Here is an 18,828-nt window from a genome sequence, read left to right as displayed (position 1 = left end):
ACGTATGGTTGCGGGCATGAACATCGACCGCGTCCAGTTCCTCACCGTGCCGGTTGCCGATCAGGCCAAGGCGCGGGACTTCTACGTCGGCAAGCTCGGCTTCGACCTGCTCGTGGACGTCAGCGGTCCGCATGGCCCGTTCGTCATGGTCGGCCCCAAGGGCGCGGAGACCGGCATCGTCCTGGTCGACCGCGCCGTCGGCGGGCTCGACCACGGGACGCGTGTGCATTTCCAGCTGCGCACCGCCGACGTCGATGCCGACATTGCGGAGCTTCGCGCCCAAGGCATCGAGGTCGCCGACGCGGAGGAGATGCCGTGGGGTCGCGTGGCCTCGCTGAAGGATCCCGACGGCAACGCGATGGGATTGCTCGAACCGTCCGGCTACGGCAACTGGCCGCGCTAGTGCCGGTCAACGACGACGTCTTCGCCGCGCTCGCCAACCCGGCCCGCCGCGAGGTGCTGGGCATCCTTCTCGACGGCCCGCGGGCGGCGGGGGAGATCGCCGAACGCTTCGACATGCGGCGGCCCAGCCTGTCGGAACATCTTCGGGTGCTGCGCGAGGCCGGGCTCGTCCGGGAAGAGCGGCAGGGCCGCAATCGCGTCTACTTCCTCGAGGCCGCGCTGCTGCAGGAGGTCTCGGACTGGCTCTCCCCGTACGAGCGCTACTGGCGCGGCAAGCTGGGCAACCTGCGCGACCTGCTGGACGAGGAGGAGTTCTGAACGACGAAGACCCGACGGCCGTTCACGTCGATCAGTTCCTGGCGCATCCACCCCGCAAGGTGTGGCGCGCGCTGACCGAAGCACAGCTGCTGGAACGCTGGCTCCGGATGCCGAACGACATCAAACCCGTTGTGGGGCACCGATTCGAACTGCTCGCCGATCCCGTCCCCGCCGCCGGATTCGAAGGCGGACCGGTCGCCTGCGAGGTGCTGGCCGTCGAGCCGGAACGGTTGCTGAGCATCAGCTGGGGTCCTGAGTGGACAGTCACCTGGCGGCTCGTGCCGGAGGGCCGGGGGACCAGGCTGTTCCTCAGCCACGAGGGCTTCGATCCCGACGACGAGTTCCAGCGGATGTCGCGCCGGATCATGGGCGGCGGCTGGCGCACCGGCGTTCCGAAGGCACTGGCGCGCGTCCTGGACGAGATGCCGGACCAGAGGGCGTAGGTGAGCCGCCGGACAAGCTCTCGACAGCGGGTCTAGGATCCCCGCTGTGACGGACGAGAAACCGCTCCGAGCCGATGCCCGCCGTAACCGCACACGGGTGTTGGAGGCCGCGGAGCGCGTCTTCACGGCCAAAGGCACCAGCGCGCCGACCGAAGAAGTCGCCCGCGAAGCAGGCGTCGGAGTCGGCACCGTGTTCCGGCACTTTCCCACGAAAGAGGCGCTTCTGGAGGCGGTGCTCTTCGCGCGCCTCCACCGCTTCGCCGACGAGGCGGAGGCCACGGTGGCCGCCGACTCACCCGACCCGGGCGCCGCGTTCTTCGGGTTCCTGACCGGCTGGATCGAGATGTCGGGCGCCAAGAACGCCTACTTCGAAGCCCTGTCGGCGGCCGGAGTCAGCGTTCCCTCCGCCGGATCGGTCATCGGTGTCCGCCTGAAGGACGCGCTCGGCGTTCTGCTCAGCAGGGCACAGGGCACCGGCGACGTCCGCAAGGATCTCGGCGTCGACGAACTGATCCCGGTGATCATAGGAACGGCGAAGGCCGCGGAGCATGCCGGACCCGAGTTCCGGGCCCGGACGATCTGCATCCTCTTCGACGGGCTCCGGCCGCGTCAGGCGTAGGGATCCATAGTCGGCCGCTTCGGCGCGAGTTCGTCGCCCGACGATTCGCCACGCAGCCTGCGCCTGATCCACGGCACGGCGTGCTCCTTGCCCCACTGGAGGTTCTCCGTGCGCCGCGCCTGCGGGCTCGGCAGCGGTCGCGGTCCGAGTTCGACAGGCGTCAGCTTGTGCGGTTCGCCGAGCGCGTCGAGCACGGCAATGGCGATCTCGTTGTGTCCCAGCGAATTCAGGTGCAGCCGGTCCGGAGCCCACAGCCGCCTGTCCCGCAGTTGCCGCATCGCCCACATGTCCACCAGCAGCGCCCCGTGCCGCGCGGCGATCCCGCGGACGTGCTCGTTGTAGATCGCCACACGGCCCCGGATCCGGCGGAACAGCGCGTCTTCGACCCCGTCGACACCGGTGAAGAGGACGACCCGCGCGCCCGTGGCCACGACCTCGCCGACAGCGGCGTCGTAGTCGTCGATGAGTGCGTCGATGTCGACCTTCGGCCGCATCAGATCGTTGCCGCCGGCGTAGAGCGTCACGAGATCCGGGTTCAGCGCGAGCGCCGGGCCGAGCTGCTCGGCGAGGACCTGCCCCAGGAGTTTGCCGCGGATCGCGAGGTTGGCGTAGCGGAAGTCCTGGTGGTTGGCCGCGAGCGTGCCCGCGACGCGGTCGGCCCAGCCGCGGACGCCGTTGGGCGACGACAGGTCCTCGTCGCCGACACCCTCGGTGAAGGAATCACCAAGGGTGACTAAGCGCTTGCTTATCGCGGAAGACATGAGGCTGCCCTCTCGAATGGTGATGGCATACCGGGGATGTTACTGAACTGGCCGGATCAGTCGATCACCGGCAGGCCCCAGGCCTCCGCCACGCGCGCCGGGGTCAGCACCGACGCCGGCGCGCCTTCGCCGACCAACCGGCCGTCCTGGAGCAGCAGACAGTGATCGGCCCGGCCCGCCACCTCGAGATCGTGCGTGACGCGCAGGATCGTCGTGCCCTCGGCGAGTGTGGCGCGCAGGGCTTCGTCGATCAGGCCGCGGGCGTGCAGGTCGAGTCCGGCCGATGGCTCGTCGAGCAGCAGTAACCCGGCTTGCTGAGCCAGCCCCTGCGCCACCAGTGCCCGCTGACGTTGCCCGCCGGACAGCGTGCCGATCAACCGGTCCGCGATCGACGTGATCTCCAGTAGCTCCAGGCATTCCCCGACGATCGTCCGGTCCATCTTGGACAGTCGGCGCCAGTGTCCGCGGTGCGCCCAGCGCCCCATCGTGACGGTGGCACGGACGGTGATCGGCAGCGACCGCGACACCTCGCTCTGCTGGGTCACGTAGGCGACACGTCCCCGGTCCCGCCGGACCACCGAACCGGTGCTCGGCGGGAGCACGCCCGCGACGAGGTTCAGCAGTGACGACTTCCCCGCGCCGTTCGCACCGGCGATCGCGGTCAGCCGCGCCGACGGTACCTGGGCGGTGATCCCGCGCAGCACCTCGCGGGAGCCGTAGTGGGCGTGTGCGCGGTCGATCGTGAGCGCCGCTGTGTCCGGGGTCATCACACCTCTTTCAGATAATGACAATCATTACCACTATAGTGTGACGGGTGGAGTGGTTGCTGATCCCCTTCGAGGTGTCGTTCGTGCAGCGTGCGCTGGTGGCGGGAGTGCTGGTTTCGGCGGTGTGCGCCGTCGTGGGCACCTGGGTGGTGTTGCGCGGCATGGCCTTCATCGGCGACGCGATGTCGCACGGCATGTTGCCCGGCGTGGCGATCGCCTCGCTGACCGGTGTGAACCTGCTGATCGGCGCGGCGATCAGCGCCGGGGTGATGGCGCTCGGCGTGACCGCGCTCGGCCGTTCGCGGCGGCTGTCCGAGGACACCACGATCGGGCTGCTCTTCGTCGGCATGCTCGCGAGCGGTGTGATCATCGTGTCCCACTCGCGGTCGTTCGCGGTCGATCTCACCGGCTTCCTGTTCGGCGACGTGCTCGCCGTCGGTTCGGGTGACCTGGTGGGCCTCGCGATCACCCTGCTCGTCGTGGGGGCGGTGGCGCTGGCGGGACATCGGTCGTTCACCGCGCTCACCTTCGACGTCCGCAAGGCGCACACACTGGGGCTTCGTCCACGCCTGGCGAACGCGGTGCTGCTCGGGCTGGTCACGCTGACGATCGTCGCGTCGTTCCGCGTCGTGGGGACGTTGCTGGTGTTCGGCCTGCTCATCGCCCCCGCCGCGGCGGCGCTCTTCTGGTCGCGGCGGATCACCACGATCATGCTCATCGCGGCGTTGCTCGGCGTCGCCGCCACGGTCGGCGGCCTGCTCGTGTCCTGGCACTGGGGCACCGCGGCGGGCGCGACCATCGCCGCCGGCGCGGTCCTCCTGTTCTTCCTTTCCGCGTTCCTGTCCTTCGTACGACAGCGATTCCGTTCCCTGACACCGGAGATCGAGAGCTCACGATGAAACTGAAAGCAGTGACGGCGGTCGTCGCGGCGCTGACCCTGGCGGCGTGCGGCTCGGAACAGCCGAAGGAGGTGACCGCGGAGGTCCCGCACGGCTACGTCGAAGGCGCCGAGGAGGCGGCCGAGGCCCAGTCACGGCTCATCGTCGCCGACACGGACACCGGCGCCGTACGCGTCGTCGATCTGATCACCGAGGAGGTGCACGAGGTCGGGCGAGTCGACGGAGTCCGAGCCGTGACGGGCGACGGCCGCTTCGGCTACCTGACCGCCCGCGACGGCACGATCCGGGTGATCGACAGCGGCTCGTGGATGGTCGACCACGGTGACCACGTCCACTACTACCGGGCGAAGGTCCGGGATGTCGGCGTGGCGCCGGGCAAACGGCTTTCGGCGGCCTACAGCGATCCCGTGGTCTCCGTACTGTCCTATTCGGACGGTACGACGACGTTGCTGGACCGAGCCGCGCTCGACAAGGGCACCGTGACCGAACTGGGGAAGATCACCCGCGAGCCGCACGCGGGTGTCGCGATCCCTTACCGCGAGCACGTCATCGCCTCGGTGGCGGACGCCGGAAAGCCGCTCGGCCGCGGAGTGCGCGTCCACGACCGTCAAGGCAAGGTCGTCGCGGAGATCGACCAGCCGTGCCCGGACTTGCAGGGCCAGGCCGTGACCAGGCGCGGAGCCGTCTTCGGCTGCGCGGACGGCGCCCTGCTGGTGACCGAAAAGGACGGCAAGTTCGCCGGGGTCAAGATCCCGTACCCGCGCGATGTCGGCGCGCAGGAACGGGCCACCGCCTTCTCCCACCGGCCCGGCGGCTCCACGCTCGCGGCGCGGGCGGGGGAGTCCGCGGTGTGGTCACTGGACGTCGGCCGCCGCAGCTGGCAGCACGTCGAGACCGGCCCGATCGCTGCGGTGAACGCCGTCGGAGAGGGTGGCCCGCTGCTGGTCCTCACCCGGGACGGAAAGCTGCGCTCCTTCGACGGCACCGGAAAGGAACAGACGGCCGTCCCGCTCCTGACGCCGGAAGCGACCGCCGCCGGCGTTCCGTCGATCCAGGTCGATTCGACCCGCGCCTACCTCAACAACCCGCTTTCCTCCGAGGTGTACGAAATCGACTACAACGACAACCTCCGGCGTGCCAGGACGCTGAAGGTCGGCGGCAAGGCGGGCCACATCGTGGAGACCGGCCGATGAGGCGCCGCGTACTCGCCCTGGCCGTGGTGGCGCTGCTGGCGGCGGCCGGCTGCTCCGGGACCGGCGGAGGCGGTAAGTCGGTCGTCGTCACGACGAACATCCTCGGCGACATCACCCGCGCCGTCGTCGGCGATCAGGCCGAGGTCACGGTGCTGATGAAGCCGAACGCGGACCCGCATTCCTTCGGAATCTCCGCGCAGCAGGCGGCGCAGGTCGAGCGCGCCGGTCTGATCGTCTACAACGGACTCGGGCTGGAAGAGGGGATCCTGCGCACCGTCCGCACGGCCGAGGAAAGCGGCGTACCGGCGCTGCCCGCCGGGGAGCGGGTGAACCCGATCAGTTACGCCGACAGCAAACCCGATCCCCACTTCTGGACGGATCCGGCGCGGGTGCGTGACGCGGTGACGACGATCGCCGACGAGGTCGTCGCCCATGTCGACGGGGTCGACGAAGCGGTCATCCGCGCCAACGCCGAACGCTATCGCGGGGAGATCGAGGCGCTCGACAAGATGATGACCGAGAAGTTCGGCGGGATACCGCCCGAGCGCCGGAAGCTGGTCACGAATCACCACGTGTTCGGCTACCTGGCCCAGCGGTTCGGCTTCCAGGTCGTCGGCGCGGTGATCCCCGGCGGGACCACGCTCGCGTCACCCAGCTCCTCGGATCTGAAAGCACTCGCCGACACCGTTCGCGCGGCCGGAGTGCCGGTGATCTTCGCCGATTCCTCGCAACCGGACCGGCTCGCGCGGGTCTTGGCCGAACAGGCCGGGCTGCACGTCCAGGTGGCCCCGTTGTTCTCGGAATCGCTCAGTGAACCAGGCCAGGGCGCGGCCACCTATCTGGAAATGATGCGCGCCAACACCGAATCGATCACCACCGGTTTGACCCGTTCCTGACCGGAACAGACGAAAGGCACAGGAAAATGGCACGGAAAGCCCGATATCTCGCGCTGATGGCGACGACGGCGAGCACGCTCGCGCTCACCGCCTGCGGGACCGAACAGCCGACGGCGCAGCCCGGCAAGGACGCGGCTCCGGCACCGGTCGTCGCCGAACCGGTGGCCGTCACCTATGACGGCGGAATCGTCCTGCTCGACGGCAAGACCTTGAAGGAGGCGAAGAACCTTCCGCTGGAAGGCTTCAACCGGCTCAACCCCGCCGGGAACGACCGGCACCTCCTGGTCTCGACCTCCACCGGATTCCGGGTCCTCGACGCCGTCGGTGCCGTGCTCACGGACAACGAGGTGAAGGCGGCCAAGCCGGGGCACGTCGTCCGGCACGCCGGCAAGACCGTGCTGTTCGCCGACGGGACCGGCGAAGTGACCGTCTTCGACCCGAAGACGATCGGCACCGCGGCGATCCCCGCGCCGAAGCACAAGACGCCCGAGGCGCATCACGGCGTGGCCGTCGAACTCGCGAACGGTGAACTGCTCACCACCGTCGGCAACGAGGACAAGCGGTCCGGGATCGTGGTGCTGGACAAGGACAAGAAGGAGATCGCGCGCAACGAGCAATGCCCCGGCGTGCACGGTGAAGCCGCCGCGCGCGGCGAAGCGGTCGTCGTCGGCTGCCAGACCGGCGTGCTGATCTACCGCGACGGCGTCATCACCAAGGTGACCAGCCCGGATCCCTACGGGCGCATCGGCAACCAGGCGGGCTCGGACGTCTCCCCGATCACCTTGGGCGACTACAAGGTCGACGAAGCGGCCGAACTCGAACGGCCGACGCGGATCTCCCTGATCGACACCGAGAAGGCCACGCTCAAGCACGTCGACATCGGGACCAGCTACACCTTCCGGTCGCTGGCACGAGGACCTCAGGGTGAGGCCCTCGTTCTGGGCACCGACGGTCAGATCCACGTGATCGACCCGGTGAGCGGTGCGGTGACGCGGAAGATCGCCGTCCTGGGTACCTGGCAGGAACCGATCGAGTGGCAGCAGCCGCGCCCGGCGATCTTCGTCCGGGGCGGAACCGCCTACGTCACCGATCCCGGCAAGAAGGAGATCCACTCGGTGGACCTCGCGTCCGGCACGAAGACCGCGACCGGGACGATCCCGGGGACGCCGAACGAGGTCAGCGGCGTGCTCGGCCACTGATCCACTCGGCGCACCTGCAACCGGGCGCTCGGCGTGGCGAAAGTACGTGAAGGCCTCCTTGCCTACCTCGAGGGTAGGGAGGCCTTCACTACCTCTGGAACCGCCACGCTGGCTGGGTGCACCTGCCGGTGCACGGTTTCGCGTGACTAGACGGACGACACGCGACGGGCGCTGGCCGGGCTGCGGTTGGTGCCCAGGCTCCGGTCCGTGAAGGCCTCCTTGAGGGACCCAGAGTCCCTCAAGGAGGCCTTCACGGACTCGATAATCGCCACACACGCCCCACCTGCACCAGCGGCTGCGCGTAAAGGACCCCTTCCCTCGGCTCAGCCGAGGGAAGGGGGCCTTCACGCGCAGCCAAGTACAGGAAGGGGGCCTTCATGTACTCGCACAGGCAAAAGAGCATCGGGACCGAACCGGCCGGGGACTCGCCGTTCAGCGCCGGATCAGGCCGAGGTCGGTAGCGGTGGCGACGGCGGCGGTGCGCGAATCGACGCCGAGTTTGGTGTAGCTGCGGGCAAGATGGGATTTCACCGTGCCCTCGGTCAGGTGGAGCCGATCCGCGATGGCCCGGTTGGACAGGCCGTCGGCGACCAGGACCAGGACTTCGATCTCGCGCCGTGTCAGCGCGGTGGCGGGCATCCGCATCCGGCTCATCAGCCGGTCGGCGACGGTCGGGGCGAGCGTGGTGCGGCCGGCGGCGGCGGTGCGCACCGCGGCGGCCAGATCCTCGGGAGGGGCGTCCTTGAGGAGATAGCCGGTGGCGCCCGCTTCGATGGCGGGCAAGGTGTCGGCGTCGGTGTCGTAGGTGGTGACGATCAGAACGCGGGGCGCGTCCGGACGCGCCGTGATCGCGGCGGTGGCCTCGGCACCGGTCATGCCGGAGCCGAAACGCAGGTCCATCAGCACGACGTCGATGTCGCCTTCGGCGGCCCGGGCCACCGCTCCTTCCGCGGTCGCGGCTTCGGCCGAGACGACGAGACCGGGCTCGGTTTCCAGTACGGCACGCAGTCCCGCCCGGACGATGGGGTGGTCGTCGGCCAGCAGGAGCCGGATCGGAGGTTCGGTCACGAGCATTCCTTGGGCAGCCGCACGGACACGGTGGTGCCGTGGCCGGGGGAGGACTCGACGGTGAGGATCCCGTCCAGCGCTTCGGTCCGGGTGCGCATCGCGGTGAGCCCGAAGCCGCTGTGGTCCGGGTCGAAACCGACACCGTCGTCGACGACGTCGAGGGTGACCTGCTCGCCGAGGTAGCTCAACGTCACTTCGGCGGCGGACGCGGCGGCGTGCCGGACGGTGTTCGCCAGAGCCGCCTGACCGATGCGCAGCAACGCGACCTCATGCGCGGTCGGCAGCGGAACAGGGTCGCCGTCGAGGTGGAAGCGCGCGGCGATCCGGTGCCGGGAGCTGGTGGTGGCGCACAGCCGTGCCAGCGCGTCGGCCAGTGTCGTGTCGTCCAGCGCCGGAGGCGACAGGGCGACGACGAACCGGCGGGCCTCGGCGAGGTTGTCCGCGGCGGCTTGACGAGCCTGTTCGACGTAGCGTGCGGCGTTCCCCGCGGTATCGGGCAGTGTCCTTTCCGCGGCACGCAACAGGAGTTGAATACTCGACAGGCCCTGAGCGAGGGTGTCGTGGATCTCGTGGGCCAGTCGCTCCCGTTCGGCGAGCACTCCCGCCTCGTGCTGTGCCTCGGCGAGGTCGGCGCGGGTGGCGGTGAGCTCCTCGATCAGGTTCCGGCGCCCCTCGCTTTCGCGGTACAGCGCCTGGTAGCCCCAGACGACGGCGACCGCGACGGCGGCGCCGAGTGCCGGGCCGATCGCCGCGGCCGGGGCGAAGGAACCCTGGTGGGCGGCGAACGCGGTGATCGCCGCCAGCGCGGTCGCGATCACCGCGACCAGACCTTGGCGGCGCGGCAGCAGGTGCAGCTGCAGGAAGTACAGCGGAAAGGCGACCCAGACACCGTCGGCGGTCAGCACCAGCAGGGCCAGCCACCCGAGGCCCACCGCGATCAGCCACCACAGGGCCGCCCGCCGGGACGTCCTGACCCGCGGCAGCAGCGGGCCTGCCGCGTACACCACGGCGCACGTCACCGCCGTCGCGACGATCGCTCCCGCTCCGGGTGAGCCGTCCGCCACCGCCCGTACGGCGGCCAGCGCGAGCAGGGCGATGAGCAGCAGGTGCAGACACCAGGTCAGCACCCGGCTGGTCGGGGTCAATGCGGGCGCGGCGGTCACAGTGCGTCCAGATTACGGAGCGGGATCGGCGGGCGCCTCTATCCAAAGGTAGAGGCGGCGTGCCGTCTTCCGGCGGGCGAAGTGCCATCTCCGGCCGGATGCCGGCGCGGTCACCGGCGGCGATCGTGGAGAGGTACCCAGCCCACTCGCCGGAGAGGACAGACCCGAGCCGTGTTCGTCGCCTGGAGAGATCTGAGATTCGCCAAAGGACGATTCGCCCTGATGGGTGCCGTCGTCGTCCTGATCACCCTGCTGGTCGGCCTGTTGTCCGGACTCACCGCGGGCCTGGGTGAACAGAACATCTCCGCGATCACCGGTCTGCCCGCGGACAAGATCGTCTTCGCCGCACCCGGTCCCGGGCAAAACCTCTCCTACGCCAATTCCGCCGTCACCGACACACAGCGGCGCCAGTGGGCCGCGACCCCGGGCGTCACCGTGGCCGAACCACTGGGCATCGCCACCACCAAGGCCACCGCGGGCGACCGCAGCGCCGGGATCTCCGTCTTCGGTGTCCGGACCGGTTCGGCGCTCGCCCCGGACGCCGACAAGATCATCGGCGACGCGGTGGTGCTGTCGACGTCCGCCGCCGACGAACTGGGCGTCCGGAGCGGGGACACCATCGCCGTGGCCGGGCGTCCGCTGACGGTCGTCGCGGTGACGGGGGACGCCTGGTTCAGCCACACGCCGGTGATCTGGGCAGGCCTCGACGTCTGGGCGAAGACGGCGCCGCCCATCGACGGTGAGCCGAGCGCGACAGTCCTCGCGCTGGCCACCACGGCCGATGCCGATCTCACGTCCACTGACCTCGCCGCCGGCACGACGACGGTCTCGACGAGCGACTCGCTGTCCGCGATCGGCTCCTACAGCTCGGAAAACGGTTCGCTGCAACTGATGCGCGGCTTCCTTTTCGCCATCTCCGCCCTGGTGATCGGCGCCTTCTTCACCGTCTGGACCATCCAGCGCAGCGGTGACATCGCCGTCCTGAAGGCGTTGGGGGCGAGTACCGCCTTCCTGCTGAGGGACGCGCTCGGCCAGGCCGTCGTCCTGCTCGTCGGCGGCACCGCCATCGGAACCGGCTTGGCCGTCGGGCTCGGCACGGTGGTCGCCGGCTCCGCCGTGCCCTTCCTGCTGACTCCGGCCACCGTGCTCGTGCCGTCCGCCGTGATGATCCTGCTCGGCGCGCTGGGCGCGGCGCTCTCCGTCCGCCGCATCACTTCCGTCGACCCGCTGACCGCACTGGGGAGTGCCCGATGAGCCTGAACCTGACCGGTGTCACCCTGACCTATCCCGACGGCGACACTCGCCTCACCGCACTCGACGACGTCACGTTGGACGTCCCGCCGGGCACGCTCACCGCGGTCGCCGGCCCCTCCGGCTCCGGCAAGTCCAGCCTGCTCGCCGTCGCGGCCACCCTCATCACCCCGGACCGGGGGACCGTCACCGTCGACGGCACCACGACCACCGGCCTGACCCGCGGCGAACTCGCCGGGCTTCGCCGCCGCAAGATCGGGATCGTCTTCCAGCAGCCGAATCTGCTGCCCGCCCTCACGGCCGTCGAACAGCTTCAAGTGATGGCCCGGATCGACGGCCGATCCCCGGCCGGGGCACGGGCCGTGGCCATGGACCTGCTGGACGCCGTCGGGCTCGCGGCACAGGCGGGACGTCGCCCGCACCAGCTCTCCGGCGGCCAACGGCAGCGGGTGAACATCGCGCGCGCGTTGATGAACGAACCCACCGTGCTGCTGATCGACGAACCGACGAGCGCTCTCGATCACGAGCGCGGCGCGGCGGTCGTCGACTTGATCACCGGTTTGACGCGCGAGCGGGCCACCGCCACCGTGCTGGTCACCCACGACCGCGTCCATCTCGCCGCGGTGGACCGGATCGCCGAGGTTCACGACGGACGGCTGGGCAGCCCATCGCCGGTCGGCTGACGACTCTCCACAAAGGACCGACACCGCGGATTCTCGATCAATGGGAAGAATGCCCGGGTTTCGGCCATTGGGCGCGGCACGGTCATTTTGACGTTTTCCTCCCGCTGTCGGACGGGTAAAAGGATCTCGTAATACCCGGCGAGCCGGGAAATTCGTTCCGTTTTGTCACGCCGTCGGTCTCCCGAATTTCGAAGACACTGCGAACATGTCATTCCTCTGCTCTAATTCCATCGAACTCGGCTGTTTGCCGTCATAACATTGCGCGCTGTCGCCGGGTTATGGCCTGCGAGAAACGTGCGGTCGGTCTTTCGTACTTATGGAGGTACCCGTGGAATGCGTCCCGCACTACTTTCCAAACCTGTCATCCCTGCCGAGTCGTCTTGTCCGGCAGGGACTCCCGAACCCTGTCGTATGCCAAGCCGCGAATGCGGCCATTCGCGGCGACCCCCTGAAGGAAAATGGTGAATTCTTCCCCGGAACTCGATGTCGGCCCGGACACGCCTTTACGTGATACGCGACGCGAAGGACTGGTCATACGAAAATACGGTGGCTCGTCGCTGGCCACCCCGGAAATGGTGAACCAGGTGGCCGCCGAGGTGGCGGTGATCGCCGAAGCGGGAAATCGGGTGGTCCTCGTCGTGTCGGCGATGGGGGACAGCACCGACCGGCTGATCGCCTTGGCCGGCGAGTTCGCCGAACCGCCCGCTCCCCGCGAACTCGACCAGCTGATGGCGACCGGCGAACAGGTCTCCGCGGCGGTGCTCGCCATGGCGCTGGCCGAGCGCGGGGTCGAAGCCGTCTCGCTGTCGGGCGACCAGGCGGGGATCGAGGTCACGGGCGAACCGGGAGCGGGCACCATCGTGCGCGTCGATCCCGGCAAGATCGGGGCGCGGCTGCGGGACGCGCGGGTCGTCGTAGTCGCCGGGTTCCAGGGACGGAACGCCGACGGTGAACTGCTGACGCTCGGCAGAGGCGGCTCCGACACCACCGCCGTGGCACTGGCGGCCGCGCTCGGTGGTTCCGAATGCGAGATCCGCACCGACGTCCACGGCGTTCGCACGGCCGACCCCCGGATCGTGCGGGACACCCGACCGGTCCCGGTGATCTCCTACGAAGCCATGGTCGAGCTCGCCGGGCTCGGCGCCCGCGTGCTGCATCCCAGATCCGTCGAGCTCGCGCGCCGTCACGGGGTGGCGGTGCGGGTGAAGCACTCGTCGGATCCCGGCCCGTCCACCGTCGTCACGGCGGGGGAAGAGCCGCTGGAAGGCGCTCCCCGTGTCGTCGGTATCGCCCACGAACGCGACGTGCGACTGGTCCGGGTCGAGGTTTCGGCCGCGGACCCCGATCGCTACGCACGCGTACTCGCGATGCTGGCGGGCTGCGGAGTGAGACCGGACAACCTGAGCTGGCCCGATCCCGGCGAACTCAGGTTCACCGTCCGGGGCACGCAACCGCTCGGTCCGCCGATCACCCGGCTCGCGATGGAACTGGACGCCCGCACCACGGTGTTCGGGGAACTCGGCTCGGTCTCCGTGGTCGGCACGGCGCTGCTCGATCCGCCCGGTTTCCTGACCGAGTTGCTGCGGATCCTCGCCCGGCACCGGGTCACGGTGCCGGCGATGACGACGTCGCCATCACGCCTCACCGCCGTGATCCCCGCCGACGTCGTCGACACGACCGTCCGAGCCCTGCACGACTCCTTCGGCTTGGCCGAGGACAGGACATGAGCCCGTACGGACAGCCGTCAGGACAGTTCACCACCGACGGCCTGGTACTGACCTGCGACGGCCACGAACAGCGGGTTCGATCGAGGACCGGTGACCGGCTGGAGCTGCTGTACGAGCGGCTCTGCGACCGGTTGCGCGCCGACGGGCTCGGTGACCGCCTGGCAGTGGACGCGGGAGGCACGAAGGTCACGTTCGACGGGCTGGACGAACGGGCCAATCGGCTTGCCCGGCATCTGCTGGCGCGAGGGGTGCGGCCCGATGACCGGGTCGGGCTGCTGTTCGCCGAACCGGTGCATCCCTACGTCGCGATGCTCGCCGTGCTCAAGGTCAACGCGGCGTATGTGCCGCTGGACGTGGGCTTTCCGGACGATCGCCTGGCCTACATCGTCCAGGACGCCGGCGTCCGGCTCGTGATCTCGACCTCCGGGCTCCGCGATCGGTTCGAGCCGGGCAGTGTCGGGCTGGTCTGCCTCGACGACGACTCGGACCGGATCGCCGCGCTGCCGGGAACCCGGCTCGGCACGGCCGAGAAGGGCACTCCGGCCGACGAACTCTGTTACGTCGTCTACACCTCCGGGTCGACCGGACGGCCGAAAGGCGTCACGATCGACCACGCCTCGATCTGCAACTTCGTCCTGGTCGCCGCCGACGTCTACGGCATCCAGGACACCGACCGGATCTACCAGGGCATGACGATCGCGTTCGACTTCTCGGTCGAGGAGATCTGGGTGCCGTTGCTGAGCGGCGCGACACTCGTGCCGAAACCCGGCGGTGCCGCCCTCGTCGGGCACGACCTCCTCGAATTCCTGCGGGACAACCGGGTCACCGCGTTGTGCTGTGTCCCGACCCTGCTGGCCAGCCTCGACGAGGACCTGCCGCTGCTGCGGTTCCTTCTGGTTTCCGGCGAAGCGTGTCCCGAAGACCTCGTGCGCCGCTGGTACCGAGCGGACAGGCGATTCCTCAACGTCTACGGTCCGACCGAGGCCACGGTCACCGCGACCTGGTCGGTGCTGCGACCCGATCGGCCGGTGACCATCGGGGTGCCCCTGCCCACCTATTCGGTCGTCATCCTCGATCCGGACGAGCCGAGGGCGCTGGCCGCGGGCGAACTGGGGGAGATCGGCATCGCGGGGATCGGACTCGCCGGCGGCTACCTGAACCGCCCCGACCTGACCGAACGCGCGTTCATCCCGGACTTCCTCGGCATCGGGCACAACCCGTCCCGCCGGATCTACCGCACCGGCGACCTCGGCCGGATCACCCCGGACGGGGAGATCGAATACCACGGCCGCGCCGATACCCAGGTGAAGATCCGCGGCTACCGCGTCGAGCTCACCGAGATCGAGTCGGTTCTCCTGCGGATACCCGGAATCGCACAGGCGGTGGTCGAAACCCACCATCCGGAAGCGGGCACCACCGAACTGGTCGCCTACTACAGCCTGCGGCGTGACAACGAGGACGTCGATCCCGGAGAACTACGCCGCCGGCTGGCGGAACTGCTGCCGGGTTACATGGTGCCCGCCTACCTCGAACGGCTCGACCACATCCCGCTGACACCGGCGGGGAAAGCCGACCGCAAACATCTCCCGGCACCCACCAGCCCACGAAGAGCGGGAAACGACGTCGACTACGTGGCGCCCACGACGAAGACGGAACTTCGCTTGGCGGAGGCCCTGAGCGGTGTCCTCGGGATCGAGCTGATCTCGGTGACCGGGCACTTCTTCGACGACTACGGCGCCGATTCCCTGCTGCTGGCCAAGTTCTGTGCCGTGGTCCGGGAACGTGGCGAGGTCGCGCCGCTGTCGGCCAGGGACGTGTACCTCAATCCCACCATTCGCGGTCTCGCCGAGTCGGCCGCCTCCGCGGCCGAGGTCACGGTCGCTCGTGCCGAGGAGCCGCGCCGGGCGTCCACCACATCGTATGTCCTCTGTGGAGTGTTCCAGATCCTGGCCTTCCTCGCCTACGCCGCCGGTTCGGGCTGGCTCCTGGACACTGGATTCGCCTGGATCGACGCCGCGACGGGCTTGTTCGAGAGTTACGCGCGCGCCGTCGGGCTCGGGCTTGTCGTGTTCGTCGTTCTCTCCGTGGTGCCGGTCTTGGCGAAGTGGATGGTCGTCGGCCGGTGGAAACCGGGGGAGATCCCGCTGTGGAGCGTCGGCTACCTGCGCTTCTGGACGGTCAAGACCCTGGTCAGGTTCAGCCCGCTGATGCTGTTCGTCGGCACTCCGCTGTACTCGTGGTACCTGCGGGCACTCGGTGCGGACATCGGCAAGGGCGCCCTGATCCTGTCCCGGAACCCGCCGGTCTGCACCGATCTGCTCAGCGTCGGTGCCGGCGCGGTCATCCGGAAGGACGCCTACTTCTCGTGCTACCGCGCCAGGGCGGGCCGGATCCAGACCGGCACGGTCACCCTCGGCGCCAACGCCTTCGTCGGTGAGATGACCGTGCTCGACATCGGCACGGCGCTCGGTGACGACGCGCAGCTCGGCCACTCGTCTTCCTTGAACTCCGGGCAGTCCGTCCCCGACGGCGAGCGCTGGCACGGGTCACCCGCTCGCCTGTCCACAGTGGACTACCGGGCGCTGGACACGGTCGCGCGCGGCAGGCTGAGGCCGATCGTCTTCTGCGCGTCCAGCCTGCTGCTCCTGCTGCTCGGCACCCTTCCCCTCACGCTGGGCGGTGGCGGTGTGCTCGTCGAGCAGTGGTTCACGACGACGGTGGACTTCACGAGCTGGGCCTTCTACCTCGGCCGGATCGCCGACTCGGCGCTGGTGTACTTCGGTGCGCTGCTCGCCGGGCTGGCGGTCGTCCTCGTGCTCCCGCGCCTGCTCGGCCTGTTCCTCCGGCCGGACCGCGTCTACCCGCTCTACGGCAGGCATTTCGCGATCCAGCGGCTGATCGCACGGCTGACCAACCTGCGCGCGTACACGTACCTGTTCGGCGACAGCAGCTACATCGTGTACTACCTGCGCGCGCTGGGATACGACCTGTCGAAGGTTCAGCAGACCGGATCGAACTTCGGGGTCGAGGTCAAACACGAGACGCCGTTCCTCAGCACGGTCGGCACCGGGACGATGGTGTCGGACGGTCTTTCGCTGCTCAACGCCGACTTCTCCGCCTCGTCGTTCCGGCTGCGCAGGACGTCCGTCGCGCCGCAGGCGTTCCTCGGCAACGAAATCGCCTTCCCTCCGGGAGCGAGGATCGGCCGGAACTGCCTGCTGGCCACCAAGGTGCTCGTTCCCCTGGACGGGCCGATCCGGGAGAACGTCGGCCTGCTGGGTTCGCCCGCGTTCGAGATCCCCCGCACGGTCCGCCGTGACACCGGGTTCGAGCACCTCGGAACCGGAGACGCGCTGCGCCGGGGCCTGAAGGCGAAGAACCGGCACAACACCGTCACCATCGGCGTCCACCTGCTCGTGCACTGGCTGCATCTGTTCGGAGTCCTGCTGATCGGCGCGGCGGCCGGTGCTCTGCACGGCCGGTTCGGCCCACTGGCCGTCGGCGGTGGCATCGTGGCGACGCTGGTGTTCTCGGTCGGGTTCCTCATGCTGGCGGAACTGGCCGTACAGGGATTCCGGGCGCTGCGGCCACTGTTCTGCTCGATCTACGACCCGGCGTTCTGGCGGCACGAACGGTTCTGGAAGCTCAGCCCCGCCCGCTACCTCGCGTTGTTCGACGGGACACCGGTCAAACCGTTCCTCTTGCGCCGCCTCGGCGTCCGGATCGGCCGCCGGGTCTTCGACGACGGATGCGCGATCCCGGAACGATCCCTGGTGAGCATCGGCGACGACTGTGTGCTCAACCTGCACACCGTCGTACAAGGACATTCGCTCGAAGACGGGACGTTCAAGTCCGACCACATCGCCATCGGCGCGGGATGCACCCTCGGCGTCGGCGCCTTCGTCCACTATGGAGTGACGATGGCGCAAGGAGCGATCGCCGAGGCCGACGCGTTCCTGATGAAGGGCACCGTGGCCCCGGCGCGAACCCGCTGGCACGCCAACCCGGCGGTCGAACTCGACGCGGCCGAGGAGATCGCCGCGGCAAGGAGGCTGCCATGACCCACACCCCCACGACGAAGCAGGCATTGGCGCCTCGCGTCGAGGGCGCACTGCCGGGACCGCGCTCGGCGGAGTACCTCGAACACCAGCGCCAGTGGGAATCCAGTGCGCGGGCCTATCCGCGCCACCTGCCGATCGCGATCGCGGGTGCGGCGGGAAGCTACCTGTGGGACATGGACGGGAACGTCTTCCTCGACTTCCTGACGGGCGCGGGTGTGCTCTCCCTCGGCCACAACCATCCCGAACTGGTCCGGGCGGCCGCCGAACAACTGCACGTGCTCACCCACGGCCTGGACTTCCCGACGCCGGCGAAACGCGACTTCGTCGACGCTCAGCTGTCCATGCTGCCTCCCGGCCTGCGCGCGCGGACGCGGATGCACTTCTGCGGTCCCGGCGGGGCCAACGCGGTGGACGCCGCGATCAAACTCTGCAAGACCGCGACCGGCCGTGGTGACCTGGTGTCCTTCCAGGGCGGGTTCCACGGCTCGAGTCACGCCGCGATGGCGTTGACCGGTCTCGTCGCCCAGAAACGGCCGATCGCCAACGGGGTGCCCGGAGTGCACTTCTTCCCGTATTCTTACTGCACTCGGTGCCCGGTGGGCCTTTCGCCCGACACGTGCGAGACCAACTGCGTCGGCCTGCTGGAACGATCGCTGCGCGATCCCAACGGCGGCATCCCCCTTCCCGCCGCGGTGATCCTGGAAATGGTGCAGGGCGAAGGCGGGATCATTCCGGCGGACCGCGATTTCGTGCGGCGCGTCCGCGCGCTGACCGCGGAACTGGACATCCCGCTCATCGTCGACGAGGTGCAGACGGGCTGCGGTCGTACCGGAACCTGGTTCGCGTTCGAGCACTACGACATCGAGCCCGACGTGATCGTCGCTTCCAAGGCCTTGAGCGGGATGGGACTTCCGGTGGCGGTGATCTTCTACGACCAGCGGCTCGACGGCTGGGCGCCCGGTGCGCACAGCGGCACGTTCCGGGGCAACCAGGCCGCGTTCGCCGCCGGTGCGGCGGCGGTCCACGTCGTCCGGCGCGACGACGTGCTGGGCAATGTCCGGCAACGCGGGCGACAGGTCGCGAAACGGCTCGGCGTCCTGCACGATCACGTCTGGGTCCGTGAGGTCCGTGGCCTCGGCCTGATGTGGGGGATCGAGCTGGCCGATCCGCGCGATGGCCGCCCGGCGGGCGGATACGCCCGCGCCGTGCAGGCCGACGCGCTGCGGCATGGGCTGATCGTCGAACTCGGCGGCCGCGACGACAGCGTGATCCGGCTGATGCCACCGCTCACCGTGACCGCCGAGGAGGTCGAGCTCGCGTGCGGGATCCTGTTTGACGCGATCGACCGCTGTCGCCCGCTACAGTAGGACTCCCCAGG

17 protein-coding genes are annotated in these 18,828 nt (G+C 69.2%); 13 read left to right on the top strand and 4 right to left on the bottom strand.

Annotation, left to right across the window (positions count from 1 at the left end):
• The first annotated feature begins 16 nt into the window (after positions 1–16).
• The 4 genes from ACLJQ7_RS04495 to ACLJQ7_RS04480 are packed head-to-tail and all read left to right on the top strand — an operon-like array spanning position 17 to position 1,782.
• Positions 17–403 (top strand): VOC family protein, encoded by a 387-nt coding sequence (locus ACLJQ7_RS04495; protein ID WP_410646856.1) that lies wholly within the window; start codon positions 17–19, stop codon positions 401–403.
• Positions 403–720, top strand: coding sequence for a metalloregulator ArsR/SmtB family transcription factor (locus ACLJQ7_RS04490; protein ID WP_410646855.1), 318 nt, complete (start codon positions 403–405; stop codon positions 718–720). Before ACLJQ7_RS04495 ends, ACLJQ7_RS04490 begins: the two co-directional genes overlap by 1 nt.
• On the top strand, positions 666–1,163 hold the full coding sequence (locus ACLJQ7_RS04485) for an SRPBCC family protein (RefSeq protein ID WP_410647009.1): 498 nt from the start codon (positions 666–668) through the stop codon (positions 1,161–1,163). The genes ACLJQ7_RS04490 and ACLJQ7_RS04485 overlap by 55 nt, the downstream gene beginning before the upstream one ends.
• Positions 1,164–1,209: 46 nt before the next feature.
• On the top strand, positions 1,210–1,782 hold the full coding sequence (locus tag ACLJQ7_RS04480; RefSeq protein WP_410646854.1) for a TetR/AcrR family transcriptional regulator: 573 nt from the start codon (positions 1,210–1,212) through the stop codon (positions 1,780–1,782).
• Here the strand turns inward: ACLJQ7_RS04480 and ACLJQ7_RS04475 are convergent.
• Together ACLJQ7_RS04475 and aztA are read right to left on the bottom strand one after the other, a co-directional pair.
• A complete protein-coding gene (locus ACLJQ7_RS04475; protein WP_410646853.1) occupies positions 1,773–2,543 on the bottom strand; it encodes an SGNH/GDSL hydrolase family protein in 771 nt (256 codons plus the stop codon). The two genes, ACLJQ7_RS04480 and ACLJQ7_RS04475, sit on opposite strands and share 10 nt — an antisense overlap.
• Positions 2,544–2,599: 56 nt before the next feature.
• Positions 2,600–3,310 carry a zinc ABC transporter ATP-binding protein AztA gene (aztA, locus tag ACLJQ7_RS04470; protein WP_410646852.1) on the bottom strand — a complete coding sequence of 237 codons (711 nt, stop codon included), beginning with the start codon at positions 3,308–3,310 and terminating at the stop codon, positions 2,600–2,602.
• 47 nt (positions 3,311–3,357) lie between these two features.
• Between aztA and aztB the strand changes: the two genes are divergently transcribed.
• Genes aztB through aztD form a run of 4 tightly spaced genes read left to right on the top strand, consistent with a single transcriptional unit; the run spans position 3,358 to position 7,497 of the window.
• Positions 3,358–4,209 carry a zinc ABC transporter permease AztB gene (gene aztB, locus ACLJQ7_RS04465; RefSeq protein ID WP_410646851.1) on the top strand — a complete coding sequence of 284 codons (852 nt, stop codon included), beginning with the start codon at positions 3,358–3,360 and terminating at the stop codon, positions 4,207–4,209.
• Positions 4,206–5,402 carry a hypothetical protein gene (locus ACLJQ7_RS04460; RefSeq protein WP_410646850.1) on the top strand — a complete coding sequence of 399 codons (1,197 nt, stop codon included), beginning with the start codon at positions 4,206–4,208 and terminating at the stop codon, positions 5,400–5,402. The genes aztB and ACLJQ7_RS04460 overlap by 4 nt, the downstream gene beginning before the upstream one ends.
• On the top strand, positions 5,399–6,298 hold the full coding sequence (gene aztC, locus ACLJQ7_RS04455; RefSeq protein ID WP_410646849.1) for a zinc ABC transporter substrate-binding protein AztC: 900 nt from the start codon (positions 5,399–5,401) through the stop codon (positions 6,296–6,298). The genes ACLJQ7_RS04460 and aztC overlap by 4 nt, the downstream gene beginning before the upstream one ends.
• Positions 6,299–6,324: 26 nt before the next feature.
• Positions 6,325–7,497 (top strand): zinc metallochaperone AztD, encoded by a 1,173-nt coding sequence (gene aztD, locus ACLJQ7_RS04450; protein ID WP_410646848.1) that lies wholly within the window; start codon positions 6,325–6,327, stop codon positions 7,495–7,497.
• Positions 7,498–7,929: 432 nt separating this feature from the next.
• On the opposite strand, the gene ACLJQ7_RS04445 is transcribed toward aztD, so the two are convergent.
• Entirely contained in the window at positions 7,930–8,565 is a 636-nt protein-coding gene (locus ACLJQ7_RS04445) for a response regulator (RefSeq protein WP_410646847.1), read from the bottom strand.
• A complete protein-coding gene (locus ACLJQ7_RS04440; protein WP_410646846.1) occupies positions 8,562–9,728 on the bottom strand; it encodes a sensor histidine kinase in 1,167 nt (388 codons plus the stop codon). Before ACLJQ7_RS04440 ends, ACLJQ7_RS04445 begins: the two co-directional genes overlap by 4 nt.
• A gap of 171 nt (positions 9,729–9,899) precedes the next feature.
• On the opposite strand from ACLJQ7_RS04440, the gene ACLJQ7_RS04435 reads away from it, so the two are divergent.
• From ACLJQ7_RS04435 to ACLJQ7_RS04415, 5 genes are all read left to right on the top strand, one after another.
• On the top strand, positions 9,900–10,982 hold the full coding sequence (locus ACLJQ7_RS04435; RefSeq protein ID WP_410646845.1) for an ABC transporter permease: 1,083 nt from the start codon (positions 9,900–9,902) through the stop codon (positions 10,980–10,982).
• A complete protein-coding gene (locus ACLJQ7_RS04430; protein ID WP_410646844.1) occupies positions 10,979–11,662 on the top strand; it encodes an ABC transporter ATP-binding protein in 684 nt (227 codons plus the stop codon). The genes ACLJQ7_RS04435 and ACLJQ7_RS04430 overlap by 4 nt, the downstream gene beginning before the upstream one ends.
• Before the next feature lie 458 nt (positions 11,663–12,120).
• Positions 12,121–13,389, top strand: a complete 1,269-nt coding sequence (locus ACLJQ7_RS04425) for an aspartate kinase (protein WP_410646843.1) — start codon at positions 12,121–12,123, stop codon at positions 13,387–13,389.
• Positions 13,386–17,450 (top strand): Pls/PosA family non-ribosomal peptide synthetase, encoded by a 4,065-nt coding sequence (locus ACLJQ7_RS04420; protein WP_410646842.1) that lies wholly within the window; start codon positions 13,386–13,388, stop codon positions 17,448–17,450. The genes ACLJQ7_RS04425 and ACLJQ7_RS04420 overlap by 4 nt, the downstream gene beginning before the upstream one ends.
• Positions 17,447–18,817, top strand: coding sequence for an aspartate aminotransferase family protein (locus ACLJQ7_RS04415; RefSeq protein ID WP_410646841.1), 1,371 nt, complete (start codon positions 17,447–17,449; stop codon positions 18,815–18,817). The genes ACLJQ7_RS04420 and ACLJQ7_RS04415 overlap by 4 nt, the downstream gene beginning before the upstream one ends.
• The last annotated feature ends 11 nt before the right edge of the window (positions 18,818–18,828 follow it).

Source organism: Amycolatopsis sp. cmx-4-54, from assembly GCF_046548895.1.
In the GTDB taxonomy this organism is placed as follows: Bacteria; Actinomycetota; Actinomycetes; order Mycobacteriales; family Pseudonocardiaceae; genus Amycolatopsis.
This window is presented reverse-complemented; position numbering and strand designations above follow the sequence as displayed.

Excerpts from the sequence above, each read along its gene's own strand:
- ACLJQ7_RS04495 (WP_410646856.1), top strand. The coding sequence starts at position 17 with ATGAACATCGACCGCGTCCAGTTCCTCACCGTGCCGGTTGCCGATCAG.
- ACLJQ7_RS04475 (WP_410646853.1), bottom strand. The coding sequence starts at position 2,543 with ATGTCTTCCGCGATAAGCAAGCGCTTAGTCACCCTTGGTGATTCCTTC.
- aztA (WP_410646852.1), bottom strand. The coding sequence starts at position 3,310 with ATGACCCCGGACACAGCGGCGCTCACGATCGACCGCGCACACGCCCAC.
- ACLJQ7_RS04460 (WP_410646850.1), top strand. The coding sequence starts at position 4,206 with ATGAAACTGAAAGCAGTGACGGCGGTCGTCGCGGCGCTGACCCTGGCG.
- aztC (WP_410646849.1), top strand. The coding sequence starts at position 5,399 with ATGAGGCGCCGCGTACTCGCCCTGGCCGTGGTGGCGCTGCTGGCGGCG.
- aztD (WP_410646848.1), top strand. The coding sequence starts at position 6,325 with ATGGCACGGAAAGCCCGATATCTCGCGCTGATGGCGACGACGGCGAGC.
- ACLJQ7_RS04430 (WP_410646844.1), top strand. The coding sequence starts at position 10,979 with ATGAGCCTGAACCTGACCGGTGTCACCCTGACCTATCCCGACGGCGAC.
- ACLJQ7_RS04425 (WP_410646843.1), top strand. The coding sequence starts at position 12,121 with ATGGTGAATTCTTCCCCGGAACTCGATGTCGGCCCGGACACGCCTTTA.
- ACLJQ7_RS04420 (WP_410646842.1), top strand. The coding sequence starts at position 13,386 with ATGAGCCCGTACGGACAGCCGTCAGGACAGTTCACCACCGACGGCCTG.
- ACLJQ7_RS04415 (WP_410646841.1), top strand. The coding sequence starts at position 17,447 with ATGACCCACACCCCCACGACGAAGCAGGCATTGGCGCCTCGCGTCGAG.